General features: G+C 69.1%; 23 protein-coding genes. 6 read left to right on the forward strand and 17 right to left on the reverse strand.

Annotated features, from left to right (window positions below):
* The first annotated feature begins 44 nt into the window (after positions 1-44).
* From ACYVAN_RS20330 to ACYVAN_RS20350, 5 genes are all read left to right on the forward strand, one after another.
* A complete protein-coding gene (locus tag ACYVAN_RS20330; protein ID WP_460961991.1) occupies positions 45-1,817 on the forward strand; it encodes a DUF2397 domain-containing protein in 1,773 nt (590 codons plus the stop codon).
* Positions 1,814-3,046: a TIGR02678 family protein gene (locus tag ACYVAN_RS20335; RefSeq protein WP_460961993.1), complete on the forward strand. Its 1,233-nt coding sequence runs from the start codon at positions 1,814-1,816 to the stop codon at positions 3,044-3,046. The genes ACYVAN_RS20330 and ACYVAN_RS20335 overlap by 4 nt, the downstream gene beginning before the upstream one ends.
* Positions 3,043-7,227 carry a TIGR02680 family protein gene (locus ACYVAN_RS20340; RefSeq protein ID WP_460961995.1) on the forward strand — a complete coding sequence of 1,395 codons (4,185 nt, stop codon included), beginning with the start codon at positions 3,043-3,045 and terminating at the stop codon, positions 7,225-7,227. The genes ACYVAN_RS20335 and ACYVAN_RS20340 overlap by 4 nt, the downstream gene beginning before the upstream one ends.
* On the forward strand, positions 7,220-8,530 hold the full coding sequence (locus tag ACYVAN_RS20345) for a TIGR02679 family protein (protein ID WP_460961996.1): 1,311 nt from the start codon (positions 7,220-7,222) through the stop codon (positions 8,528-8,530). The genes ACYVAN_RS20340 and ACYVAN_RS20345 overlap by 8 nt, the downstream gene beginning before the upstream one ends.
* 87 nt (positions 8,531-8,617) lie before the next feature.
* Positions 8,618-9,220: a VOC family protein gene (locus ACYVAN_RS20350; protein ID WP_460961998.1), complete on the forward strand. Its 603-nt coding sequence runs from the start codon at positions 8,618-8,620 to the stop codon at positions 9,218-9,220.
* A gap of 57 nt (positions 9,221-9,277) precedes the next feature.
* Here ACYVAN_RS20350 and ACYVAN_RS20355 read toward each other — a convergent pair whose 3' ends face one another.
* From ACYVAN_RS20355 to ACYVAN_RS20390, 8 genes are all read right to left on the reverse strand, one after another.
* Positions 9,278-10,324, reverse strand: a complete 1,047-nt coding sequence (locus tag ACYVAN_RS20355) for a saccharopine dehydrogenase family protein (RefSeq protein WP_460962576.1) — start codon at positions 10,322-10,324, stop codon at positions 9,278-9,280.
* Positions 10,325-10,435: 111 nt separating this feature from the next.
* Positions 10,436-11,014 (reverse strand): TMEM165/GDT1 family protein, encoded by a 579-nt coding sequence (locus ACYVAN_RS20360; RefSeq protein WP_460962000.1) that lies wholly within the window; start codon positions 11,012-11,014, stop codon positions 10,436-10,438.
* Between the two features lie 429 nt (positions 11,015-11,443).
* Entirely contained in the window at positions 11,444-12,310 is an 867-nt protein-coding gene (locus ACYVAN_RS20365) for an SAM-dependent methyltransferase (RefSeq protein WP_460962002.1), read from the reverse strand.
* A 105-nt stretch (positions 12,311-12,415) separates the two neighbouring features.
* The gene (locus ACYVAN_RS20370; protein WP_460962004.1) at positions 12,416-13,195 is read right to left on the reverse strand and encodes a putative hydro-lyase; all 780 of its coding nucleotides are present in this window, start codon (positions 13,193-13,195) and stop codon (positions 12,416-12,418) included.
* 2 nt (positions 13,196-13,197) lie between these two features.
* The gene (locus ACYVAN_RS20375) at positions 13,198-14,079 is read right to left on the reverse strand and encodes a 5-oxoprolinase subunit C family protein (RefSeq protein ID WP_460962006.1); all 882 of its coding nucleotides are present in this window, start codon (positions 14,077-14,079) and stop codon (positions 13,198-13,200) included.
* A gap of 1 nt (position 14,080) precedes the next feature.
* Positions 14,081-14,683: a 5-oxoprolinase subunit PxpB gene (gene pxpB / locus ACYVAN_RS20380; RefSeq protein WP_460962578.1), complete on the reverse strand. Its 603-nt coding sequence runs from the start codon at positions 14,681-14,683 to the stop codon at positions 14,081-14,083.
* Positions 14,684-14,700: 17 nt separating this feature from the next.
* Positions 14,701-15,471: a LamB/YcsF family protein gene (locus tag ACYVAN_RS20385; protein ID WP_460962008.1), complete on the reverse strand. Its 771-nt coding sequence runs from the start codon at positions 15,469-15,471 to the stop codon at positions 14,701-14,703.
* Between the two features lie 129 nt (positions 15,472-15,600).
* Entirely contained in the window at positions 15,601-16,812 is a 1,212-nt protein-coding gene (locus ACYVAN_RS20390; RefSeq protein ID WP_460962010.1) for an NRAMP family divalent metal transporter, read from the reverse strand.
* A gap of 136 nt (positions 16,813-16,948) precedes the next feature.
* On the opposite strand from ACYVAN_RS20390, the gene ACYVAN_RS20395 reads away from it, so the two are divergent.
* Positions 16,949-17,659 (forward strand): GntR family transcriptional regulator, encoded by a 711-nt coding sequence (locus ACYVAN_RS20395; RefSeq protein WP_460962012.1) that lies wholly within the window; start codon positions 16,949-16,951, stop codon positions 17,657-17,659.
* A 119-nt stretch (positions 17,660-17,778) separates the two neighbouring features.
* On the opposite strand, the gene mshB is transcribed toward ACYVAN_RS20395, so the two are convergent.
* The 9 genes from mshB to ACYVAN_RS20440 all read right to left on the reverse strand — a co-directional run bounded on the left by mshB (position 17,779) and on the right by ACYVAN_RS20440 (position 25,896).
* Positions 17,779-18,621: an N-acetyl-1-D-myo-inositol-2-amino-2-deoxy-alpha-D-glucopyranoside deacetylase gene (gene mshB, locus ACYVAN_RS20400; protein WP_460962014.1), complete on the reverse strand. Its 843-nt coding sequence runs from the start codon at positions 18,619-18,621 to the stop codon at positions 17,779-17,781.
* A 674-nt stretch (positions 18,622-19,295) separates the two neighbouring features.
* Positions 19,296-19,637, reverse strand: coding sequence for a hypothetical protein (locus tag ACYVAN_RS20405; RefSeq protein ID WP_460962016.1), 342 nt, complete (start codon positions 19,635-19,637; stop codon positions 19,296-19,298).
* A 454-nt stretch (positions 19,638-20,091) separates the two neighbouring features.
* Entirely contained in the window at positions 20,092-20,349 is a 258-nt protein-coding gene (locus ACYVAN_RS20410) for a hypothetical protein (RefSeq protein ID WP_460962018.1), read from the reverse strand.
* Positions 20,333-20,986 carry a hypothetical protein gene (locus tag ACYVAN_RS20415; protein ID WP_460962020.1) on the reverse strand — a complete coding sequence of 218 codons (654 nt, stop codon included), beginning with the start codon at positions 20,984-20,986 and terminating at the stop codon, positions 20,333-20,335. Before ACYVAN_RS20415 ends, ACYVAN_RS20410 begins: the two co-directional genes overlap by 17 nt.
* A gap of 493 nt (positions 20,987-21,479) precedes the next feature.
* Positions 21,480-22,454 (reverse strand): DUF3048 domain-containing protein, encoded by a 975-nt coding sequence (locus tag ACYVAN_RS20420; protein WP_460962022.1) that lies wholly within the window; start codon positions 22,452-22,454, stop codon positions 21,480-21,482.
* Positions 22,455-22,607: 153 nt separating this feature from the next.
* Entirely contained in the window at positions 22,608-22,904 is a 297-nt protein-coding gene (gene catC, locus ACYVAN_RS20425; RefSeq protein ID WP_460962024.1) for a muconolactone Delta-isomerase, read from the reverse strand.
* A gap of 37 nt (positions 22,905-22,941) precedes the next feature.
* A complete protein-coding gene (catA, locus tag ACYVAN_RS20430) occupies positions 22,942-23,802 on the reverse strand; it encodes a catechol 1,2-dioxygenase (RefSeq protein WP_460962026.1) in 861 nt (286 codons plus the stop codon).
* 80 nt (positions 23,803-23,882) lie between these two features.
* Complete coding sequence (locus tag ACYVAN_RS20435) at positions 23,883-24,986, reverse strand: mandelate racemase/muconate lactonizing enzyme family protein (protein WP_460962028.1); 1,104 nt, start codon at positions 24,984-24,986, stop codon at positions 23,883-23,885.
* Positions 24,967-25,896, reverse strand: coding sequence for a LysR substrate-binding domain-containing protein (locus tag ACYVAN_RS20440; RefSeq protein WP_460962030.1), 930 nt, complete (start codon positions 25,894-25,896; stop codon positions 24,967-24,969). The genes ACYVAN_RS20435 and ACYVAN_RS20440 overlap by 20 nt, the downstream gene beginning before the upstream one ends.
* Positions 25,897-26,061: the final 165 nt, after the last annotated feature.

Raw genomic sequence — 26,061 nt, forward strand, 5'->3', positions numbered from 1 at the left:
GCTGTGACCCGCAGTGTCGATGGCAGGGGTTATCGTGGCCGACCGTGACGGTCCCGGATCCCGAAGCTGACACGGTGCGCGCCGGAGCGGCAGGCGCGGTGCACGCCGACGCTCCCCCGGCCCCGCAGGCACCGGAACAGGTCCCCGGCGGCGAACAGCGGCTACACCTGTTCGTCTACCTCCAAGCGCCCGAGCACCCCACCTATCTCGCGATCATGCGCCTGTTCACCTCGACGCTGCTGGCCGACCTGTCGGCCGGGGAGGTCGCGGCAGCGCTGGCGGTCGCCGAGCGGGAAGGCCGCATCTCTCCCGGCGAGTCCGGTATGGACACGGTGATCGACAGGCTCAAGCAGCTCGTCAAGTGGGGCAACCTCGTGGTCGGCCGGCGGGAGACGATCGCGGCGAGCATCGCCGAGTTCCAGCACGGCAGCGTGCGGTACCAGGTCAGCAAGCTCGCCGTCCGGGTGCAACGGGATGTCGACGAGCTGCTGCGGGTTCCCGAGGGTGCTCGCGAGGTCTCCCGCGAGCTGTTGCCCGCGATCGAGCGCGGCCTCGGCGAGATCGGCGGTGCGCTCTCGGAAGCGCTGGTGGCCGAACCGGGAACCAGAGCCGCCCGACAGGCCGGCGAGCGCCTGGCCGAGCACGTGACCACGGTCTTCCTGCAGCACGCCGAGCTCGCCGCCACCGTTCGGGATTTCTACGCCTACCTGGGTCAGGTCGTCACCCGGCACCATCTGGCCCCGGACGAGATCTCGGGCTTCCGCAATCTGCTGGTCGAGTACATCCAGATGGTCGTCGAGGACGTGCTGCGGTACACGCAGGGCATCGCCGACACCTTGACCGGACTCGCCGAGGTCCGTTCGGAGCTGCTGCGCGTCCTCGGTCCCGCGGAGGAGCTGGGCAGCGACGTCGAGCGGGCGCGGGGACGCTCGGCGGCCCACTGGCAAGAACTCACGGACTGGTTCGTCGACGCCCCCGGACGTCCGAGCCAGGTCGCCGCGCTGCGGGAGGCGACCGCGCGCGCCATCGGGTCGCTGCTGGCCAGCGTCAAGCGGGCTACCGCGGGCGGCGGGTTGCTTCCCGGACGCCGCGGTGAACTGCTCACGCTCGCGCGGTGGTTCGACGGATCCGATCCGGAGCAGGCGCACCAGATCTACGCGGCGGCTTTCGGACTGCATTCGGCACGTCACCTGCTGCCCGCTCCGGACTACGACAGCGACAACCACGACGTCGCATGGCGGGACGGTCCGGTGATGGACGTTTCGGTCAGCGTCCGCAGCCGGGGGGACCGCGGAGCTCGCGGCCGAGCGTCCCGGGTCCTCGACGATCCGATGACCGAGGAAACCCTGCTCGCCGAGGCCCGGGAAGAGGATCAACGCCGCAGCGCCTCGGTAGCCGAGCTAGCCGCGGCAGGCCCGGACCCGGCCGGAACGACGCTGTCCGCCGACGCGCTCGGCGTGCTGTGCGAGCTGCTCACGCTGGCGATGGCCCAGCGGGAGAGCGAGACGGACACCGGATCGTCCCTCGACCCGGTGCACCGGCTGCGCGTCACGGTTCGGCACCGGGAAGGGCACCGGACGCTGATCTCCAGCGCGTCCGGAACGTTGACGCTGGAGGACACCGTGCTCGACGTGCGGGGTGACGGCGTGATCCCGGCCGAACCGGACGATGCGGCCGGTAACGGGGCGGCCGGTAATAGGGCGGCCGCAAACGGGGCAGCCACAAACGGGGTAGCCGCAGACGATGCGTCCGACAACGCGACTCGCCCCGACGCCCTGACCGCCGAGCCGTCGGCTGCTCGGGAGGTGGCCCGGTGAGCGCGACCCCGACCTTCGACGAACTCCCCGACATCGACGCCGCGAACGTGGTGCGGTGCGCGCGGGTGCTGCTGCGGCGTCCGTTGCTCCGCCCCGGCGCTCCCGACGGCGATCTGCTGCCGATGATCTACCGCCAACGGGCGGCGCTGCAGGAGCTGTTCGCTTCGATGCTCGGCTACCGCCTGGTCGTGGAGCGTCGGCACGCCCGCCTCTACAAGTCGGGACCCGGTCGCGACGCCACCCGCGGCGAGCAGTCGCTGTCGCCGCGCGGCTACGCGTACTTCGCGCTGACCCTGGCCGCGTTGACCGGCATCGGACGTCAGGTGTTGCTGTCTCGCCTGGTCACCGATGTACGGGCGGCTGCGGTAGAAGCCGGGGTCGAGGTAGCCGACAGTCCCGCCGAACGCCGCTCGCTCACCACGGCGCTGCGGCACCTGGTTGCGCTGGGCGTGATCACCGAAACGGAGGGAGCCGTCACTCCGTGGGCGACCGACTCCTCCGCCGAGGCGCTGATCACGATCGACACGGACCTGCTCGGCAGACTCGTCGCCGGGCCGCTGGCGGAGGCCGCAGGCCCCGACGAGTTGATCGAGGCGGCCGCTGAGGCGGGCCCGCGCAACACCGAGCACGCGGTACGCCGTCGGCTCGTCGAGAACCCGGTCGTGCTCTACGAAGATCTCCCCGCGGCGGAATCCGAATGGCTGCTGCGCAACCACGGCGGCGAGTCCAAGCTGCTGGAGCGCTTCTTCGGGCTGGTGACCGAAATCCGCTCCGAGGGGATTGTCGTCAGCGATCCGGAGGACTACCTGACCGACGTGGTCTTCCCCGGTCCGGGAACGGTGGCCCGGATCGCACTGCTGGCATTGCCGGAACTGCTCGAACGCGGTGAGCCGCGCGGTGGCGACGGCAGGCATCCGGTGAGGTGGCAGGACATCGGTGAGGTCTGCGCGGAGCTCGTGGAGTCCTATCCGGCCGCCTGGTCGCGCCAAGCGACCGATGATCCGGACGAACTGGTGCACGCGGTGGTAACCCTGCTGCGGCGGCTGGCCGTGCTCACCGAGGAGGACGGCTACTGGCTCGTCAATCCCGCGGCCCACCGTTGGCTGCCGCAGCCCGACGCCACCCCGGCGCCCGGCAAGGCACCCGGCAAGGCACCCGAACCACCCCCCGCCCCAGCACCGCAGGGGCTGTCGCTGTTCGACGAAATGGAAGAGGACGGTCAGCGTTGAGCACGGACACCGCGATCAGCGACGTGCGGTCGCAGGACGGGATGCCACCGAACCGGTGGCGGTTGCACCGCGGCGGGATCGTCAACATCTGGCAGTACGCCGAGCACACGTTCGACCTCTCCGGTGGCCGCGCGATCTTCCAGGGCACGAACGGTTCGGGCAAGTCCCGCACCCTGGAGCTCCTGCTTCCGTTGTGCTTGGACGGTGATCTCCGCCAGGTCGGTTCGAAGGGGTTCGACACCGTCAGCGTTCGGCGGTTGATGCTCGACGAGTACCCCGGTGGCCCGAACCGGATCGGCTACGCGTGGATCGAGCTGCGCCGGGAAACCCCCGATGGCATGGACGAGTTCCTCACCTGCGGCGTCGGGGTGAAGGCGTCCAAGACCTCACAGGCAATCAGCGACTCCTGGCGCTTCATCACCGAACGCCGGGTGGGCACGCAGCTGCACCTGGTGGGACCGGACCGGGTGCCGTTGGGGCCCGCCCAGTTGCGGGACCTGCTCGGCGCCGACTGCGTCCTCGACGAACAGGCGTTCCGGGCGAAGATCGCGGCGGAGGTCTACGGCGTTCCCTCCGCGCGTTACGGCGACCTGCTGCACCTGCAGCGGACGCTGCGCAATCCCGACGTGGGACTGAAAGTTCTGGAGGGCCAGCTCGAACAGATCCTGTCGGACGCGCTGCCGCCACTGGATCCCGGTCTGATCGAACGGCTGGCGACATCGTTCGACGACCTGGAATCGATCCGGGAGAACATCGTTCGGCTCGCGGGTGCGGACAAGGCGCTGAACGCGTTCCTGTCGACCTATTCCGGGTACGCGCTCGGCGCGCTGCGGGACCGGGGCGATTCTATGCGGACCGCCGAGGACCGGCTGAGCTCGTTGCGGACCGAACTGTCCGAGCTCACCGGCCAGGTGGAGGCCAAGCAGGGTAGGCGCGATGCCGCGGAGGAAGAGGTCGCCCGGCTCGAGAAGCGCGAGGGCGAACTCGAAACCGGCATCGAGGCGATGCGTTCGCATCCCGCCTACGCCGAGTTGCAGAACCTGCGCGATCGCGAGCGGCTGGTCGACAGCGCACGGGCGGCGGCGACGACCGCGTTGGACACCGCGAACAAGCATCGCGGGCAGGAGAACCGGGCGGCGGAAGCGGTGCTGGGCCTCCACCGCAGGCTGGTCGCCGACACCGAGGCAGCCGAGCAGGCCACCACCCGGGCCGAACAGCGGTTGGCCACCACAGGGCTCGATGCCGGTCTGGTGTCCGGTCCACCTCCCGTTCCGGCGGCCGAGGCAACTGCCTCGACCGCCCAGGTCCGCATCGCGCCGGACACGGAAACCGACCCGATCACCGTCGAACGACCGACGGTTCCGCACATCGACACCGATGCGCTGGCACAACGGTTCCGGGAGGCGACCGAGCGTGCGCGCGAAGCCGGGGAGAGCGCCAAAGAGCGCGGGGCGCTCACCCTCGCACTGCACCAGCAAGCGGTCGAACTCGATTCGCAGCAGGCCCGGGTGGAGGAAGCGCTGCGGCTCGCCCGCCAAGCGCAGCTGACGGCCACCGACGCGTCCGGGCGCAGCTTCCAGGCTCGACAGGACCTCGTCGCGTCCGCCGAGGCCTGGATCACGCGCGTTCGCGACTGGTCGGCCCGGTGGCCGGAGTCCACACCGGACGGTCTCGGCGGCGAGGCGCCGTCTCGGGAACCCGCGCCCGAACCCCCGGGTGCCGACGACCTGATCGCCGACGGTACGGCCGCGCGACGGGCTCGCGAACGAATCCGGCAGTGGGCTCGGCCGGAGCTGCAGCACGCGCGCCGGGCGGTCACCGAGATCGAGCAGGAACTCGCCCGGTACCGCACCCGGGCTCGCTCGGAGGAGACCGAGTTGGCCGAACTCCGCGCGGGCCACGAGCACCCTCCCGGCCGCCCGGAGTGGGCGATTGCCGCCCGGAACGCCGGTGACGGGAGCGCGTTCCACCGGCTGGTGGACTTCGTGCCTTCGCTCGGAAACCCGGAACGCGCCGGACTCGAAGCTGCCCTGCAGGCCAGCGGACTCCTCAACGCGTGGGTGAGCGCCGACGGTGCGGTCGTCGGCTTGGGCGAGCTGCTGGCCGCGCCGGGGAACCGCCCGACCGGCTCGACGCTGGCCGAATTGCTGGTCCCGGCACCCGAACCGGACTGCCCGGTGGCCACCGAACGCATCGCCGAGTTGCTGTCCTCGGTTTCCACCGAGGATTCGGCGGAGGGGCTCGCGGTTTCGGCGGACGGCAGCTGGCGCGCGGGCGTGCTGTCGGGCTCGTGGCACAAGGACGCCGCCGAGCACGTCGGCGCCGGTGCCCGGGAAGCCGCCAGTGGCCGACGCATCGCGGAGCTCGAAGACCGGTTGTCGCAGCTGCGCGCCGAGGTCGGCGATGCCGAACGACGGCACCGCGACGCCACCGACCGTGCCGGCCGGTTGGAACAGCACGTGGAGTCGTATCCGAACGACGACGACCTGGTCACCGCGCACGCCAAGCTGGTGACCGCGACGGAGTCCGCGCAGGAGGCCGAGCGCCGCGCCGCCGAGCTGCGCGAACAGCACGAGCTGGCGGACCGGCGACTGCAAGCCACGCGTTCCGAACTCGCGCGGTCAGCGGCCGAAGCGGGACTGCCCGCCGACACCCGAGCGTTGGAAGCCGCTCGCCGGGCCGCTTCGGAGGCCAGGGACGCCATCGAGTCCTCGCGGGAGGTCATCGACGCGCGTTGCCTGGCGACGTTGGACGATCTGCGGGAAGCGTCGTTGCACCACGACGCCGCGGTCGCCGACCGGGTGGAAGCCGAGTCGCAGGCCGAGCAGCGCTGCGCCGAGTACGAGGAGCAGTCGTCGGCGCTTGCCGAACTGACGGCCGCGGCGGGTGGTGAAGCCCAGGAAGTCGCCGACAAGGTCGCCGCACTGGAACGGGAACGTGCCGAGCTGCGCCGGAAACTCCCGCAGGAACGGGAGCGGATCAGCTCGCTGCGCGAGTCCGGCGCCCGGCTGGAGACCCGATTGGAGAACAAGCAGGCCCAGCTGACCGCGCGCGAATCCGATGCCGAGTCCGCGCGAACCGCGTTCCGCACCGCGCTGCGCACCCCGGGCCTGTGGTCGGCCGCCGCGGTGAAGCGGCCGGAAGACGACACGTCGGCGGCGGGTTCTCCGCCGGACGACGTCGATGAGGCCGTCGACCTGCTCGCGACGACCACCGATCGCAAGGGTTCGTCGGAGACCACCGTGCTCAACCGGCTCCAGGCGTTGCAGCATTCACTGAGCGGCAATTACGACATCTCGGCAGGTGATCAGAACGGTCTGTTGACGGTCACCGTGACCGGGGAGGAAGGACCGCAGCCGGTGGCCGACGCCGCACGGCTGGTCGGTGAGCGGCTCGCCGAACAACGCGGCTACCTCAACGAGCAGTACCAGTCGATCTTCGCCGACTACTTGATCCGCGACCTCGCCGAACGGCTGCGCGGCCAGATCGCGATCGCCGAGGACCTCTGCACGCGGATGAACGAGGTGCTGGACGGCGCTCGTTCCAGTCAGGGCGTGCACGTGCAGCTGGAGTGGCAGCCCTCGCCCGCGCTGGGCGAGGACATCCGGCAGGCGATCGACCTCGTGCGGACCCCGTTCGCCGGCCGCAGCGAGGACGAGGACGCGCTGCTGCGCCGGGTCTTCACGGAGCTGATCGAATCCGAACGGGACAGCACCACCGGTGGCTACGCCGAAATCCTGGCCCGGGCCCTCGACTACCGCTCGTGGTTCACCTTCACCGTCCGGGTGCGCGACACGGGCCCCGAGGGCAAACCGCGGGTTCGCAGGTTGCGGCAGCTTTCGTCGGGTGAGACGCGGTTGATCTCGTACGTGACCCTGTTCGCGGCCGCCGCGGCGTTCTACGACGCGGTCAGCGTGTCCGCCGAGGGGAAGGGACCGCTGCGGCTGGTGTTGCTGGACGAGGCGTTCGAGCGACTCGACGATCCGACGATCGCCCGCATGCTCGGCCTGCTCGTCGACCTGGACATGGACTGGATGATCACTTGGCCGAGCGGGTGGGGCGTGTCCCCGAAGATCCCCAAGATGCACATCTACGACGTGCTGCGCCCGCGCAGCGGGCACGGCATCGCCTGCACCCACACCACCTGGGACGGGCGGGAAATGGAGCGCTCCGATGGCTGAAGCCGACGAGATCCGCGCGGAGTTGGGCACCGACCTGCTCAGCGGGCTCTGGGAACGGGCACGAGAAGCGCTGGAAGCCGCAAACCCGCCACCGACGTTCCGGTTGGAACTTCCGGACGAGCAGACCCAGGAGGCCGTCGGTGACCTCTACGGCCGTCCGATGTGGGGGCAGGGCACCCGGATCAGCGTGTCCAAACTGGACGCCCGGTTGCGGGAGGAAACCCGATTCGGGATCGGTCTGACCGAAGTGCTGGAGATCCTGCACGGTCGTCCGGTCGGGTCGCCCGAACCTGCCACCGCCGAACAACAGCCGCGCGAGCGGGGCACAGCCTCCGACGCCGTGCACGAGTTCCGGCAGCGCGCGGCCTCGGTGCTGCGGTCGGCGTTGGCGGAGCAGGGGCTCGACGACGCACCGTGGGCCGAGGAGTGGATGCGCTGGCTGCCCCAGTTCGGCCGCATCGCCGAGGACGAACTCGACGTGCTCGCGTCGCGCGCGGCGGGCGTGCTTGCCGCGCTCATGCTCGATCCGGCCGGTTCGCCGGAAGTGTGGGCTTCGCGGGCGGACCTGGCGATCCGCTTCGGTGGTGGCGCGCACCAGCTCGACAACGGCACCGCGTTGAGCCGGATCGTCCTGCAGGCCGCCGCGTTCGCACACGGAGTGGACATGCCCGGCAACGAACGAGACCGCCGGTCGCTGTGGGAGCGCTGCGGGGTGACGCTGGACGCGGTCTCGGCCACGGTGCTCTGCTGGGCGTTGCCGATGTCCCGAACCGATTCCTGGTCGCGGGCGCTCGACCACCGCACGTCGATCGGGTTGCCCGCGCACCTCACCCAGCTCGACCTGCGCGCGGCACCGGAACACCCGGTCGACTCGGGGACGGTCGTCGCCGTGTGCGAGACCCCGCGAGTGCTCGAAGCCGTGGTGCACGAGGGCATCGAGCATCCGTTGATCTGCCTGCAGGGGCCGCCGACAACCGTGGCGGTCGAGCTGCTGCGCAGGCTCACCAGCGGCGGGGCCGCGCTGCGGTTCCACGGTGATTTCGACTGGCCGGGCGTGTCGATGGCCGGTTCGTTGTGGTCGCACCACGGTGCGACACCGTGGCGGATGGGCGCCGCCGACTATCGGGAGTCGCTCGATCGGGCCGCGGCGGATCGCACCGACCTGCCCTCGCTGATCGGTGAACGGCTGGACACGCCGTGGGATCCGACGTTGGCCGAGCTGATGGCCAACACGGGCCGGGCGATCGAGGAGGAGATGGTGCTGCCCACCTTGCTGGACGATCTCCGCCGTGGTCTGGACTGATCGCCGCAGGAGCGCGGAGCTTCCCGCCGGGATGGTTGCCGCGTTCCACTGTGCCGGGGCGGGTCAGATCTTCTAGCCTGCTCTCCCGTGAGCGATGTTGCACCGCCGACGCGGTTCGTGGTCGAGTTCACCGCGCGCGATCCCGGCGGGCTCGCGCGCTGGTGGGCCGCTGCCCTTGGCTGGCTCGCGGACTCCGCGAGTGGAGAAGATGTAGTCCACCCCGTCGGGGCCGGTGTCCCGCTGCACTTCGTGGCCTCGGACCGGGCCCGCCCCGGCCGGAACGACACGCACCTCGACCTGCGCAGCGAGTCGCACCGGGCGCAGCAGGAACTCGTGCAGCGGCTGTTCAACGCGGGCGCCCACTTCGCCGACATCGGTCAGGACGACGAGATCCCGTGGGTGGTGCTCACCGATCCCGAGGGCAATGAGTTCTGCGTCCTCGAACCCCGCAGGTCTTACGAGGACACGGGCGCGCTGGCCGCGATCGTGGTCGACTGCGACGACCCCCGCGAACACGCCCGCGCGTGGGCCGAGGAGACCGGCATGCCGGTAATCAGCTCGGAACAGCGGTTCGCCGACCTGCGGCCCACGACGCCCGGCCCCTACCTCGAATTCCGCTCACGCCTGCCGTCGACCGGTCATCACGGCTCGCCGGATCCGGCGAGCATGGTCCGGGTACGAGCCGTCTGACTCGCTTCACCACCGGGAGACGACCGAAGCGCAGCGTCGCGCACCGGTGACGCGCCGTCAGCCGCGCTCCGGCTCGATGACTCGAATCCCGTGCATGCGCCGGACGAAGTCGGCGCCGAACGCCGTCGAGGGGGTGTGCGCGCCCGCGGAAACCTCCCCCGTCGACAGCCCCGCGACGGTGCGCAGCACGGCGTCCGCGGTGAAGTCGTAGGTGTCCGGGCCGATCAACGCGGCGGAGGCGGTCCTGCCGGACGGATCAGTCACCTCGGCGAAGACCTCGACCCAACTGCTCGCGCGGCGGTGCCGGCTCGGACCGCTCACCAGCGTGCCGATAGCGCTCTTGCCGAGGCGCTGCGTGAGCGGATTGCCGAGGACCTTGCGGCTCACCGCCGACGAGCGAGACCCGATCGCGTTGAGACCGGGCAGCCGCGCGAACGTGGTGATGTTGTCGATCCCGGTGCTGCGGTACGCCGTGCTGATGTCGCCCCACGGCAGCGACGCGACTCGGCGGGTCGCGGAGGGGAACGGGATCTCGCGGCTCCGCCAGCCCATCGGCACTGTCCGCAGCGTGCCGTCGATGCGGGCGCGCCCACCGGCCGCCGCTCCTTCCAGCGCGCTTTTCAGGGTGCCACCACTGATGCCTCCGCTGGCCTGGAACGCGAGGTCGAGCTGGGTCGCGGACGGCAACCGGGCTGCCACCAGTGCGGCCAAGCAGTCGGTGGGCACGACGTCGAAGCCCGAGCCGGGCAACAGTACGACGCCGGATTCGACGGCCGCATCATGCCGGGTGAACACGGACTCGAACACATCCACCTCACCGGTGATGTCGAGGTAGTGCGTTCCCGCCCGCAGGCATCCCTCCACCATTGGCTTCGACGTCGCCGAGAACGGACCCGCGCAGTGCGCCACCACGTCGATGTCGGCCAGCTCGGCACCGACCGACGCGGCGTCGTCGAGGTCGAACGCGCGGTACGGCAATCCGAGCGGACTCGCCACTGCCGCCACCTTGGCCGCATCCCGGCCGGCGAGGGTCGGCCGCTGCCCCCTGGCAACCGCCAGCTCGGCGACGAGCCGCCCGGTGAATCCGGTCGCACCGTAGATCATCCAGCTCACCGCGAGCCTCCCAAGCCATACGAGAACAAGCCGTCCCGGTAACGACAACTCCCGTTGGCGGTCACGGGTTGCCTGCCGGTGGTTGCGTTTCTGCGGCGGGAATCACACGAGCGTGGACAGCGCCTCCATCGTCAGCCACGCGCCGAACACCGCGAACAATGCGGCCGCTCCGTAACGGATCACCCGATCCGGCAAGTGCCTACCCAGCAGGAGGCCGATTCCGATGGCCAGCGCGTCGGCGAGCACCATACCGACCGTCGAGCCGATCCAGGTGCCCAGCCAGTCGTGCTGCGCGGCCAACGTGACGGTCGCGAGCATCGTCTTGTCGCCGAGTTCCGCGAGGAAGAACGCCGCCGTGACCGCCAGCACCGCCGATCCGGCGCCGCGACTCGCCTTCGCCTTCTCCGACTCGGTCAGGCGGTCGCCGCGCAGGGTCCACGCCGCGAATCCGAGGAAGGCCAGTCCGGCCACCAGTCCGATCCATTCGGTCGGCAGCGTCGAACCCATCCCGAATCCGAGCGCCACCGCGAACGCGTGAATAACCGTGGTCGCGACCGTGATGCCGAGCAGGACCTGCCATGGCCGATAACGTGTCGCGAACGTCATCGCCATCAACTGCGACTTGTCTCCCAGCTCGGCCACGAAAATGGCGAATGAACTCACCGCAACACTGGTAAACACGATGTGTGGCACCTCTCGGTCGACGTCCCGCCCGAGGCATTGCTGAGCCTTCGGACCCGGCATCCGCGCCGGAAACCGAAGGTCTTGCCCACCTGCGAGAACAGGCTCCGCGACCGGGTTGCGTACATTCGCCAACCAGCATGTCGACCGCGAAATTGGGGGCTACTCCCCTTCTGCGAAAGATCCTACAGATTACATTCGCGAGAAATCAACCCAGAGCCATTTTCCCCGCGTCCGAATACTTGTTTCGGCAGCCCGAAAAATCACTCGAGGCGCCATTGAAAACATGGTCCCATCCGACGCATTCGACAATTCTTTCATCCGCATACACCAATGCAGCCGATCGAATTTCGAACTCACCCGGGCGCGAATACCACCAGCGGGTGAGGAGAACACCGGGCCAGAACCCACCCGTGCCCCCACGGCTATTCACAATGAATAGCTCGCCGAAGCGAGGTAGCCGACGGCGCCATAGGTGTTGGCCGCGGTCGGATCGATCGCCCCGGCTCCGCCTTCCGCGCCCGGTCGCCATTCGGGGACCAGCACCATGCCCGGATCGACCAACGAGTAGCCGTGCAACAACCCGGCGATCTGCTCGGGCGTGCGCCAGCGGACGGGAGCCAGTTCGCGTCGCATGATCGAATGCGCGCGGTGGAACTGCTCGGGCGTGACCGTCGACGGTGAGCTGTGCGCCACGACGATGTAGCTGCCGGATGGGCACGCGTCCCGGTACGCGTTGACGACCGCGCCCACCTCCTCGTCGTCGGCGATGCACGGCAGGATCGCCACGGCCAACACCGCGAGCGGCCGGGTGAAGTCGAGCAGCCCGGACACACCGGGAGCGGTGAGCACGCTCGACGGCCGACGGATGTCGCTGGTGCTGATGCTGACGTTCGACGCACCTGCCAGCAGATCGTGGGCGTACTCCACGGTGGTCGGGTCCACATCGGTGTAGGCGACCCGAGCCTCGGGGTTGATGCCGTGCGCGACTTCGTGGACGTTTCCCTCGGTCGGGATCCCGGACCCCAGGTCCAAGAACTGGTCCACGCCCTGCTCGCTGAGGAAGCGCACCGCGCGCCGGAGGAACGCGCGGTTGGCTCGGATGAACGTCGGCATGTGCGGCCACACCGCGTCGAGTTCGGCCGCTGCCCTGCGATCGGGTGCGAAGTTCAGCCGGCCACCGAGGTAGTGGTCGTACATGCGTGCGCTGTTCGGTCGATCGGCCGGATCGACGACGTCGTCCTGCCGCATGACCTGCCGAACAGCTCGTCCGTCGCCAATGATGCGATAGCTCATCCTCAGTCCCTCGATTCGCGCTCAGCCTAGTTTCGACCAAGCACGCCGGGCATCTCGCAATCGGGCACACCTCGCCCGCACGACTCACCCGGAAAACGCCCGCACCTACGGGACGAGGAACTCGCTGTCGCGGATGTCGGTGATCGCCATGTGCCCCGGCGAATGGCCGATCGCGAACTCCGGCCGGGACTGCATCACCGCTGCCTGCGGAGTCACACCGCAGGCCCAGAACACCGGGATCTCACCCGGTTCGACCCGCACCGGGTCACCGAAGTCGGGGTTGTCGAGGTCCTCGATCCCGAGGTCCTCCGGAGATCCGACGTGCACCGGAGCACCGTGCACCGCCGGGTAGCGCGAGGTGACGCGGACGGCCGTCGCTACCTGATCGGCGGGGACCGGGCGCATCGAGACGACCAGCGGTCCGGACAACTTTCCGGCCGGTCGACACTGTCTGCCGGTGCGGTACATCGGCACGTTGCGACCGTCCTCGACGTGCCGCACCGGCACACCCGCCTCCAGCAGCGCGGCCTCGAAGGTGAAGCTGCAACCGATCAGGAACGACACCAGGTCGCCGCGCCACAAGTCGGTGACCTCGGTGCGCTCGTCGACCAGTTCTCCTTCGCGGTAGATCCGGTAGGCGGGCAGGTCGGTCCGCAGGTCCCCACCGAAGAGGGATGCCGCGGTCTCCCCCGGCTCGGTCACGTCCAGCACCGGGCACGAGCGCGGATTCCGCTGCGCGAACAGCAGGAAGTCGTAGGCGTCCGCGTGCGGCAGCGCGATGAGGTTCGCCTGTGTCCAGCCCGCGCTGTAGCCGGCGGTCGGGACGCGCAGTCCCGCGCGGAACGCCTCCCGCGCGTGTTGCGGTGGCATGCTCGACGCGGACATCGCTACCTCGCTTTCCTCGCGGGCCGGAAGCGGACCCGCTGACCCGGCCTCGCCTGTGCGGCTCGGTCCACGTCCGCGGCCACCACGACGGCGATCACCGGATACCCACCGGTCACCGGATGATCGGCGAGGAACATCGTCGGTCGCCCGGAGGGCGGTACCTGCAGAGCGCCCGGCACCATCCCCTCGCTGGGCAACTCCTGGTCCCGCACGCGCGTCAGTTCCGGGCCGTCGAGCCGCATGCCGACCCGGTTGCTCTCCGGCGTCACCTCGTACGGTTCGTCGAGCAGCGTGGCCAGTGCGGTGTCGGCGAACCAGTCGGCGCGCGGGCCGGGGACCAGGCCGAGCGTCAGTTCACCACCGTGCACCGCGGGAACGGGGGCGACGTCGACGGTGGGGAACTCGTTCGGTGGCGGACCGACCGCCAGCACGCTGCCGGGCCGCGGTTCCGCCGGCCCCAGCCCCGAGAGCACGTCGGTCGAGCACGAACCCAGGACGGACTCGACGGACAGACCGCCTCGGAACGCCAGGTAGCTGCGCAGTCCGCGATCCGGCACGCCGAGTTCCAGTTCCGCACCGGAGGGCACCCGGATCACCGAGTTCACCGCGGCCCTCCGGCCGTCCACCGCGAGGGGGCAGGGTGCTCCGGTGACCGCGACGGTGACATCGCGGAGTGCGCGCACGGTCAATCCGCCCAGGGTGGTTTCCACGGCCGCGGCGTCCTCCTCGTTGCCGAGCAAGCGGTTGGCCAGTCGCAACGCGCCCCTGTCGGCTGCCCCGGACACGCCGACGCCGATGCCGGCCAGCCCCGGCCGCCCCAGGTCCTGCACGGTCGTCAGTGGTCCCGCCCGCACGACCTCGACGGCATCCATCGCGGTACCCACCTCAGCCGACCTCCTCGAACCGCACTCGCACACCTGGCCGCAGCAGAGCCGGTGGCGTTCGTTCGACCCGCCAGATCTCCAGCTCGGTCCGGCCGATCAGTTGCCACCCACCAGGCGACTGCCTCGGGTAGATGCCGCTGAAGGTGCCCGCCAGTCCCACGGAGCCGGCAGGCACCTTCGTACGCGATTCCGAGCGCCGGGGAACCTCCAGCCGGGCGGATCCACCGGCGAGGTAGCCGAATCCCGGCGCGAAACCGCCGAACGCCACCGTCCACTCGTGCGCCGTGTGCTCGCCGATCACCTCTCGTTCGGTGAGCCCCGTCAGCTCGGCCACCTCGGCCAGGTCGGCTCCGTCGTAGACCACCGGGACCCGCACGAGGCCACCGTCCCGTTGCTGGCATCCGCCGGGTTCCACGGAGCGCACGAACCGCTCCACTCCGGCGGGGTCCGCGCGGTCCGGATCCAGCCGGAGCAGGAGGGTGCGCGCGGCGGGCACGACGTCGATCACGCCTTCCGGCAGCACGTCGGCGATGGCCGCGTACATCGCCTGCACCTGTTCGAGATCCGCGAGTTCGACGAGAACTCCCGAGTCAGCGCACCGCATCACGCGCACGAACCGACTCACCTCCCCGCCGAAGGAGCGAAGGACCCCAGCTCGAATCCCTCGGCGACCAACCTGTCCCGCACCACTTCGGCGATGCGCACGGCGTCGGGGCTGTCCCCGTGCACGCAGATCGAATCGGTGGGCACCTCGATCCGGCTGCCGTCGACGGCTTCGATCGGTTCACCGCGAGCGAGCCGCACGCAGCGCTCGGCGATGGCTTCGGGATCGTGCAGCACCGCCCCCGGTTGCCTGCGGGACACGAGAGTTCCCTCCGGGGTGTATGCGCGGTCGGCGAACGCCTCGCGGAACACCCGCAGGCCCGCGGCTTCGGCCAGGCCCAGCCAACTCGATCCGGGTAGCCCGAGCACCGCCAGGTTCGGGTCGTACCGGCGCACCGCCTCCACCACGGCGGCAGCCTGCCGCTCGTGGGAGACGATCGCGTTGTACAGCGCACCGTGCGGCTTCACGTACGTGACCTCGGTGCCCGCCACTCGCGCGAACCCTTCGAGCGCTCCGATCTGGTAGAGCACCTCGTTGGTCAGTTCGTCGGGTTCGACATCGATGAACCTGCGCCCGAACCCGGCCAGGTCGCGGTAGCTGACCTGCGCGCCGACCGACACCTGCCGCCGGGCGGCCTCGGCGCACACCTTGCGCATCACGGTGGCGTCCCCGGCGTGGAATCCGCAGGCCACGTTGGCACTGGTCACCAGGCTGACGAGAGCCATGTCGTCGCCCAGTTCCCAGCGGCCGAACCCTTCGGCCAGGTCGGAGTTGAGATCGATCCGCACGGTCACTCCTCACCCGCGTCCGCCGGGGAGCACCCGGCCGCCTGCCGTCGATTTGCCATCACTCGTCGCTCCATATCCCCACCCGCTAGGAACCGTTCACGGCCCGAGCGGTCGCGGGCTTCGAGAACACTACTGCCACAGCGCTGCCATACCGCCGAGCGAACTGATCCCGAGGTAGAAGGTCAGCAGCCACGTCGCCAGTCCGATGGCGAGCAGCCAGCGCGGGTAGCGATACCCCCCGAGGAGGTCGCGACGGCGCGCCGCGACCCACATCAGCACGCCGAACCCGACCGGGAGGATCAGCCCGTTGAGCGCGCCCGCGAGCACCAGCAGGGTCGTCGGCGCCTGGTCGAGGGCGAGGAAGGCGGCCATCGAGACGGCCACGAAGCCGACCACCAGCCAGTTCCGCCGTCGCTGCAGCTTCGGCGAGAACGTGACCAGGAAGGACACCGAGGTGTAGGAGGCTCCCACGACGGAGGTGATGCTGGCGGTCCAGAGGATCATGCCGAACAGGCGTGTGCCGAGTTCCCCTGCGGCGTGCCCGAAGGCGTCGGCCGTCGGGTTGTCCGCCGCGAGTGTGGCGCCACCGGCGACCACGCCGAGCACGGCGAGGAACAGCACGAGCCGCATCACACCGGTGACCAGCAGCGAAAGCACGGAGCTGCGACTCACCTCGGCGACCTGCTCGGGGCCGGTGACGCCTGCGTCGACCAGCCGGTGGGCACCCGCGTAGGTGATGTAGCCGCCGACGGTGCCACCGATCAGGGTGGTGATGGTCAGCAGATCGACCTCGTCCGGCAGCACGGTCTGCCGCATCGCCTCCCCCACCGGCGGTGCCGAGGAGATCGCGACGAACACGGTGAGTCCGATCATCAGGACGCCGAGGACCACGACGATGCGGTCCATCGCGACTCCGGCGCGCTTGCTCAGGAAGATGCCGATGGCGATCAGTGCGGAGACGGTGCCACCGATCTTGACGTCGAGGCCCAACAGGGCGTCGAGGCCGAGCGAGGTGCCCGCGATGTTGCCGATGTTGAAGACCAGGCCACCGAAGACGACCAGTGCCGCCATGACGTAGCCGAGGCCGGGGAGGACGGTGTTGCCCAGGTCCTGGGCCCGCATCCCGGAGACTCCGATGACGCGCCAAACGTTGAGCTGCACTGCGATGTCCACGAGGATCGACAGGACGATCGCGAAGGCGAAGGCCGCGCCGAGCTGGACGGTGAACTGGGTGGTCTGGGTGATGAATCCCGGGCCGACAGCACTCGTGGCCATTAGGAAGACGGCTCCGAGCAGGGCGCTGCGCTTGGCCGAAGCGGCCTTGGACGTCGTACTGGTCATGGCACTCCGATCACCGAAGACGGCGGATGGTGAGAGCCAAAGGTACGGAATTGTTGAACAATCCCGCAATACCCCAATCTGACAGGACTGGCTACACTGTGCATCCGACCAACCGACTTCACCGGGGGACTCATCGATGGCCACGGCGGATCCGTGGGTGGACGCCCTTGCGTCCGACCGTTCCTTGCTCGACCGGACCAGTACCGCCGAACGGGTCGCCGACGTGCTCCGCCAGCGCGTCATCGAAGGTGCGCTGCCGCCGGGCACCCGCCTGTCCGAGGAAAGCGCCGGTCGCGCGCTGGCGGTCTCCAGGAACACCCTGCGCGAGGCTTTCCGCCTACTGGTGCACGAACGACTCCTCGTGCACGAGTTCCACCGTGGCGTGTTCGTGCGCGTGCTTTCGGAAAACGACGTCATCGACCTTTACCGGGTGCGGCGCATGCTCGAAACCGGGGCCCTGCGCCACGGGCAGAACGCCGGTGCCGAACGAGTCGAAGCGATCGAGCGGGCGGTCCGGGAGGGTGAGCGGGCCGCGGCCGAGGAGCGCTGGATGGACGTGGGTACCGCCAACATGCACTTCCACCAGGCCGTCGGCGCACTCGCGGGAAGCCCGCGAGTGGACGAGATGATGCGCCAGTTACTGGCCGAGCTCCGCTTGGTGTTCCACGTGATGTCCCGGCCGCGCGAGTTCCACGAGTCCTATCTGGAGCGCAACCGGGCCATCACCGACCTCGTCACGGCGGGCTCGCTCCTCGAAGCCGCCGACCAGCTCGAGCACTACTTCGACACCGCCGAAACACAGCTGGTCGCCGCCTACCGCAGCACCGGTCCGCCCTCGACCGACTGACCACCCGGCTCGCGCGGGGCCGGGTGGAGTCGCGTTTCCGGCAACGCGGCACAAGCCGGCTACCGGACCGGGGCGTGCGGTTCACCGCGAAGCCGCACGCCCCGGACAGGGCAGTCGGGTCAGGACAGGCCCGCGAAGAGATCCTGTTCCCAGTTGTACGGACCGTGCCCTGGTCCGCGATTTCCACGGACGAGCACATAATGCTCGATGGAGAACTCGGGCTGCCCCACCAACGTCGCGAAGAACCCGCCGTCGTCCACGTTCACCTGACTGCGGTAGTGGCGCAGGGCAGCCAGCTTCGCCGGGTGATGCGCGCGGCCGTCGAGCACCGCGGTCAGCTCCGCATCGGGCAACGTGGCAGGCTCGAATCCTTCGATGCCTGCCTCCCGAGCCCGTTGGAGTATCGACTCCGGCAAGGTCTGCCAGTACACCTTCGGAACGTTCCACGCTGGGCCGAGGTCCGGCGCGTAATCCGGATCGGCCGCCGGATCCAGCGCACGCATCACGGCGCGGTTGGCCGCGATGTGGTCCGGGTGACCGTAACCGCCGAACTCGTCGTAGGTGACGACGACGTGCGGCCGCTCCGCGCGGAGAAGTTCGACCATCTCGCGCGTGACGGCTTCCGGATCGGCAGCGGCGAACGCGGCCGGGCCCGCGTTTCCGTCGGTACCCGCCATTCCGCTGTCCCGCCAGCGTCCCGGCCCGCCGAGCCAGTGGTGCCGGGACACCCCGAGTTCGGCCAGCGCCTCACCTATCTCCAGGCGGCGGTGCGCGCCGAGCGCATCCGGGTCACCGCGCAGGTGTGCGAGGTCTTCGTCGATCACCTCGCCCAGTTCGCCGCTGGTGCACGTCACCAAGGACACCTCGGCGCCCTCCGCGACGTACCTGGCCATCGTGGCGCCGGTACCGGTCGCCTCGTCGTCGGGATGGGCATGCACCAGCAGCAGACGGCGTTCGCTCATGCCGTCGATCCTAGGTCGTGTTTCGCCTGCGGCGTCAGCCATGTGCGGCGGAGGTCTCAACCGCGCAGGCGGGCGATCCGCCCTGCGGGTCCATGGCCGTGACAGTCCCGGACGCCGCCGCTCCCGCTCCGGACCCCGGGCAGGTTCGACTACGTCCACGCCGCCATCGAGCACCACACCCGCCTCGCCTAATGCTCCGCTGTGGACGCTCATGGGTGTCGTGCTGCTGCTGACCGCGACCGTGTGGGCAGCCGTACTCATCGACATCGTCGACGAGCGTCGCGACCAACGCTCCGCGCCGACGCGCCAACACCCCTCGCGTCCGGCTGCGCATGCGATCCGGCCCCGTGTGGGAGGCCGATCCCCCGAGATCGCATCAGTGCGCGGAGCCTCGTCCGGCCGTCACCGAACCCCCGAGACGACCGGACGAGTCATGCCACCGGCCGGGACGTGGCGCACGCCCGTCCCGGCCGTGGTCCCCACGCACGACACAGGCGGCCGGTATGCGTGTAGTCTTGGCGCGGCGACTGGTCGGCGGCTCCTGGTTCGGCGGCCCGCCGGACGTACACGCCTACTACTGTCGGCTTACCTGGAAACCAACCGGGGAAGTACTGGCCGAGACGCTGTTTCACGCCCGGATCTTTGAGGCGTCGAACCACTACTACAGCCGCGTGTCACCGGACTTCACCGAACTTCCGACGGCGGCGATTATCTCCCCGTACTCCACGTGCGCGGGCGGTTGTCTGGGCTGCAACCGGAACGTGGTCGGGAGCGCGGTTCGTTCGAGCCTCGTCCGTGTCGCATCCGACGAACCCGATCGCCCGCGAGAGCAGCTGCGTGTGTGACAGGTGGGTGTCGGGGTCGGCGAGGTGGGAGTCATCGATCGGGGCGTACCCGACGATGTAGTTGCGGGCGCGGCCGAACCACTCGGTGAGTCGGGCGGTGACCTGCGGGTCGGTGGTTTCGGCGTCCGGCTGGCGGTTCTGCACCATCAGCGGCAACGTGGTGAGAGACAATGAAGCTCCACTTCCTGCGGGTTGTGGACCGGGCCGGGGCGTCTCGGCGGTGGAATGTTGAGCACGCCCCGGTCACGGCTGAACCGGTCTTCCTGAGCAGCCCGCAAACACGCCGGACCATCAAGGGGTGGCGGTGTCGTGTGCTGCGAGAACGCCTGGCTTGCACATCAGCCGGCCGCGGGCGCGGCGGCGGTCAGGTCGAGGAGGATGTCCAGCGCTCTCGGTTACTTTGCCCCTCAGGCCAGCTTCGGGAGTCCAGGGCCTAGTAGTGGCGCAGGATCCTGCGCCACTACTACTCGAACCCCTGGTTCCCCGGTGCTATGCGCGGATCGAGGCGGCCCTACTTCGCTGGTGAGGGCACCGTAGCTGGCGGACAACTGATCAGCGGCTGATCCGCGCCGTGGCCCACCTCGAATCAGGTGGGCCACGGCGCGGAGGGCACCCGCCGGTGGTGTCACTCGCCGTCGGAACTGCGCTCGGAGCGGCGGAATCGTGGCGGCGACAACAGTAGCTGCGCCAGACGGTTGGGGGAGGTGAACGCCGCGCTGACGACCAGCAGCAACACCCCCCAGCCCAGGACCGCGCCCCCGAACAGGCGCCAACCCACCGGCGTCCCGGGATAGATCACCAGCAGGGCAACCGCGGCGATGACCAGCAGGCGCAGAACGCCAAGCACATCGGGCACCCGACGCCGGTCAACCAAGGTGCTCACACTTCTTCATGCAGTTGACCGCGTAACCACCCAAGGCACCGACGCAGCCGGCGCATCCCGCCGGGAAGCCTCCGAACAGGCAGGATCCGCACGCCGCCGACGCGACGATCTTGATCGGCCAGGGCAGGGTCGGCCACAGCGTCTCCAGGCAGGTCTGCATGCAACCCCAGTAGCTTGCCTGGGTCGTGACCGCGGGCTGCTGATGATAGATCGGGTCGGCCTGCTCCAAGCTTTCGTCGATGGAGATGCCGACCACAGGCCGACCGGACGGATCGACGAACTGCACCCGATACTGGTCGGTCCGGGTCTCGTCGTCGCGCTCGAACCGCATAAACCCGATCCCGCCGAAAGGCTGTCCGGCCGAGGTCGGCGAGATCAGGTAGGTGCGCTCGGTCGGGTGCTCGGCCGTGGCGGGCGGAGCGACAATGAGCTGGTCCTGCTCTTGGGCCTGCGTGTGCTGTTCGTACTCGACCAGACTCGCCTGGGCCCAGTCGAAATCGCCGTCACCCAGCGCCTCGGAGCCCGCCGGCGTCACGCCGAGCCGCCGACGCACCTCAGCGATCCGCGGATCCACCTCGGCGATCGCGTGCTGCGCGGCAACCGCGTAGACGTGTGCCTTCGGACGTGGTGTCCCCATGAGTGCTTGTCCTCCCAGTATGTGTGGTGCACGTCCGACAAGGTCTCCACCGAACACCGCGAGTCATGAGTGCTTGATCAACTCGCGCCCCCAGCGTGTCAGACAGCCATTGACCCGTGGGCCCACACGAAAAATCAGCACCGGCCTCCCCGCCCCCCTGCTCGAGCCCGGTACCGCTACTACTCAGCCCCGTCCCCAGGAGATGGGGCCTCAACGCTGAGGAGCGTCATTGGGAACCACCGCGGAATCTCATACGAAACTCGTTCCTCGCTCGTGACAACCTTGAAAACGCGCTCTGATCGGCCATGTAGAGACGTGAGCTAGAAACCTTGACCAGAACGGCGTTAGCCGACCCTGGTTAGAAGCCCCACCCGAACACGACAACGCCCCCGGGTTCTGTGAAGCGAGCACAACACGGGGCTGGGGGCGCTTATGTGCCCGGTGGTGGCCACCCACCCATCACCCGCATCAACAACCGTGCTGGGAATTACAACTAGGCGGGGGCGAGCACCGTCCAGACCTGACCGGGCGCGAACGGCAACGGGTCGCCTTCCGGCGTGGTGTAGGTGGTTCCGACTTCGGGGTCGGGCCTGGACCAGACGGCTTCGAAGGCGCGTCCGTCCCGCAGCACGGTCGCACGGCCACTGCCGACGGTCTCGGCGTACGGCGTCACGTTCCCGAGGCTGTCGCTCAACGCCGAATCACGGACGGGCACTTCCTGGATCACCACGGTCCCGGCACCGAGCCGACCGGTTCCGGCTGCCGAGTAGGGACTTCCGTCCATCGATACCAGCCACCGCCCGGTTTCCGGTGACCAGTCGAACCCGATCCGCGCGGAACTGTAGCGGACCTCTTCGCCGCTCGTCGGCGTTCCTCCCGCAGGTGGCGGCCCGAACACGAGCGGCGCTGCCGGCGACCAACCGTCACCGGGTGGCAACCGACCGGTCCGGACGTAGAGGTTGTGCGGAGAGCTGCGCGCGGAGTCGCGGAAGTACGCGGACGGCACGCTCGCGGGCGAGGCGTCGTGCAACGGTGCGTCCCCGATGGCGGGCAGGAGTTCCGGCGCGGCGCCGGAGAACGCCAGTGCCGGATGGCCGAATTGCGGAAGCAGCGCGAGGTCCGTTTCCCGGGCGCTGCGGACCGGCCCCACCACCGGGGGCACGTCCGATGCGAACACCGCGATCAACCGGCTCGCACCACCTTCGACCGGCTCGACGTAGACGAGGTCCGCCGCACCGACTCCGGTGGGCGGACGGGCGGCGGGCACGTTGTCGACCTTGACCGCGAGAACGGGCGGACCGACCGGCGGGGCCGGTGGTGGTGGAGGAGGTGGCGGTGGGGGCCGCGCCGACGACGGGTCCGGCACGTTCGGAACCTCGACGGTGTCCGTGCGCTGCACGGCGGCAGCACCGATCACCACGAGCAGCATGGACGCCAGTACCACGAGTGCTCGCAGCACCGCACGCATCAGAGTCCTCCCGTCGGCGGCCGGACTTCGCAGCCTCTCTTGAATCACCTCCCGAGGACAAGATCCAAGAGTGGTCTTCCAAGTCGACTTTTCCGGCTACCGAGGGGAGCAGGCGGTGAGCCGACATCCGCAGGCATCGGCGCACCCGGAACCTCAGCCGTTACGCTCCAACAACGCGATGTCGGAGGGATGGGTGGCCAGCGGCGTGACCTCCATGTCCATGTACGGGAAGAGCGGCAACTGCGAGAGGACCTCGTGCAGCCGGTCGTTGCTCTCCACGTCGAGAATGCTGATGTTGGAGTACTGGCCCGCGCATCGCCAGATGTGCCGCCACACCCCGGACTTCTGCAACTCCTGGGAGTAGGCCTTCTCACGCGCGAGCGTGTCCGCCTTGACCTCCGGATCCATGTCCGGCGGTAGGTTCACGTCCATCTTCACCGCGAACAGCACGGTACGTCCTCCTGACGTCGGAACGGGTGGTCGTTGTTCAGGCCGGGTCCAGCACGAAGTCGTAGACGACCTCGCGGCCGCCGCTCCCGTCGTCCTTCGGCTTCGGATCCAGGATCAGCTCCGGCTTGACCGCCTGGGCGATGTCGTTCTCGACGTACTCGCCGCCCTGGAAGTAGAGCTGCGAGGTGTTCAGCTGGTGCCCGGCGGCGGACACCTTCAGGTGCAGGTGCGCCGGACGCCACGCGTGCCACCCGGCCGCGCTGATCAGCTTGCCGCAGGCACCGTCGTGCGGGATCTGGTACGGCGCGGGCTGAATAGTGTGGATCTTGAAGTGGCCCTGCTCGTCCGCGATCACCGTGCCGCGCAGGTTCCACTCCGGCAGCCCGGGTGCGAACTGCGAGTAGAAGCCGTAGTCGTCGGCCTGCCACAGCTCCACCTGGGCACCGGCCAGCGGCTCGCCCGAAACCGAGCGGACCTGCCCCTGGAACAGCAGCGGGGTACCAGGTTCGTCCTCCCGCATCGGGAGGGTCGCCTCGGCTTCGAACCGAGGCGAGTCCGGAACGTAGTACGGCCCTTCGATGGAGCCCTTGCTGCCTTCCCGGTTCTCGTTGGCCACGTCCTCGACCACGTGCTCGATCCACACGTCGAGGAACAGCGGCCACTCGCCGTCGAGGCCGACCTGGATCAGCCACGCCTTGAGCGCGTCGTACTCCTCGTAAGTGACCTTGTGGCGCCGGATGACCCCGTGCACGGCCTCGATGAGCTCGGTGGCGAGCGTGTTGACCCGCTCCTGGCTGGTGTTGGCCGCCGTGTTCTGCTGCCTCTCGCGGAAGCGTTCGGTCGCGGAGTTACCGGAGGCCGCGGCTGTCGCGGTCTGCTCAGCGAGTTCCTCGTTCATGCTGCACTCCTGTCTTGCTCACTTCATCGTGAAGGTTTCGGGAGAAAGAAGAATCAGGTTCGGCCGCAGCCGATGCCCGATCAGTTGTCCTGGCGGTAGCGCTGCAGCTTCTCGGGGTCGATCTCGACGCCGATGCCCGGTCGTTGCCGGACGTGGAGCTTGCCTTCGCGGATGACCAGCGGCTCGGTCAGCAGATCGTCGCTCATGTCGAGGAAGTTCGACAGTTCACCGGCCCGCTGCGAGGTTGGTCGGAAAGCCGCGCCGAAGACGACCGAGCACGCGGTGCCGACCTGACCGTCGATCTGGTTTCCCATGACGACCTCCACTCCCATGCCCTCGCTCTGGAAGAGCACGCGCTGGGAAGTGGTGAACCCGGTACGGGCCGTCTTGATGCTGATGGCGGTGGCCGATCCGCCGAGCAGCTCCCGCGTCACCTCACCAGGATGGGTCGCGCTCTCGTCGGCCACGAACGGAATCGGGCTCTGCCGGACCAGCCAGCGCCGCCCGAGCACGTCGTCGGCCGGGCACAGTTCTTCGGCCAGCGTGAGCCCGAGATCATCCATTTCCCGGAGCGCACGAGCCGATTCCGAAGCCGTCCAGCCCCGGTTGCCGTCGATGTAGAGCTCGACACCGTCGCCGAGTCCCGCCCGCAGCGCACGGCAGGCCTCGACGTCGTGGTCGATGGGACTGCGGCCCACCTTGACCTTGAACGTCGTGATCCCGTACTCGTCCCGGACCCGTTCGGCCTCGTCGACCATTGCCGCGGGCTCGGCGAACCCGACCATGTGCGAGACCCGCATGTGGTCGGTGTATCCGCCGAGCAGCCGGGTCACCGGTTGCTGCAGCGTCTTGCCGATCGCGTCCCACACCGCCATGTCGATGGCCGACTTCGCGGCCGGATTGGCGATGGTCCGGTTCAATCGGGCGTGCATCACCTCCCGATCCAACAAGGACAGTCCTTCGACCTCCGGGGCGAAGACGCGCTCGACCACCGCGACGATCGACGTCCGGGTTTCCCCGTAGGTGAACGGTCTGGGCGGCGCCTCCCCGACACCGACCACGCCGTCTTCGGTGTGCACGCGCACCAGAACGTGGTCGGCCGTGCGGACCTCGCCACTGGCGAACCGAAGCGGCTTCTTGTAGGGGATGGCGAACGGAATCGCCTCAACCTTGGTGATTTTCACGAAGTTCCTCGGTCGAGTCGGAGGTGTCGAAGATGTCGTTGGCTTCCAGCGTCGAGAGGAGGTTCGCGAGCAACGGCGATGTGTCGTCGGCTCGCCAGGCGAGGGCGAGATCGACGCTCTCGCTGCCGTGGACCGGTCTGAAGAGCACGCCTTCCAACGTGATGGCCCGAACCGAATCCGGCACGAGCGCGATCCCGAGCCCGGCCGCCACCAGTGCGAGCAGGACGGACGTCTCGGCCACCTCGTGCGCGCGGTGCGGGTAGAAGTCCGCTGCCGTGCAACTGCGCACCACGGCGTCGTTGACCACCGACCGGGAGGTCGACGAGTACATCACGAAGTTCTCCTCGCGGAGGTCCCCGACCGCGATCGACGGCTCCATCGCCAGTCGGTGGTGTTCCGGCAAGGCCAGCACCAGCGGTTCACGTGCGATGCGCCGGTAGGCGATGTTCTTCTCACGAGTGGGCGGGCGGAGCAGCCCGACATCGAGATCGCCGTCGACGAGACCCCGCTCCTGCGCGGGAGTGAGCATCTCGGTCCTGATCTCCAGCGCCACTTCGGGCAATCCCTGCTGCACGATCTGCGCGACCGCGGGCAGCTGCCGGTACGAGGCCAACCCGGTGAGCCCGATGCGCAGGACACCGTGGCGTCCTTCGGCGACCCGCTTGACCCTGCGCGTGGTTCCTTCCACCGATTCGAGGACCCGCACGGCATCTTCGTAGAAGACCTCACCGGCTCGGGTGAGGTTGACCTGCCGGGTCGTACGGGCGAATAGTTCTACCCCGAGATCGGTCTCGAGCTGGCGGATCGCCTGCGAGAGCGGAGGCTGCGCCATGTGCAGGCGCTGCGCCGCCTTGCCGAAATGACGTGTTTCGGCCACGGCGACGAAGTAGCGAAGGTGCCTCAGCTCCACGGCGACTTCTCCTTAAGGCGGGCGGTGAACGGCGATCGCATCCGGTCACGGGGCTCACTCGCGTGGCCACCGGACAGGGAGCGGAACCGGACTCGCCTGTGCTGCCGGACACACCAGGCATGCCACAGCTGGAGCGTAAACCCATGCATTCAGTTCGCGCCAATA

This window comes from Parasphingorhabdus pacifica (assembly GCF_054779195.1).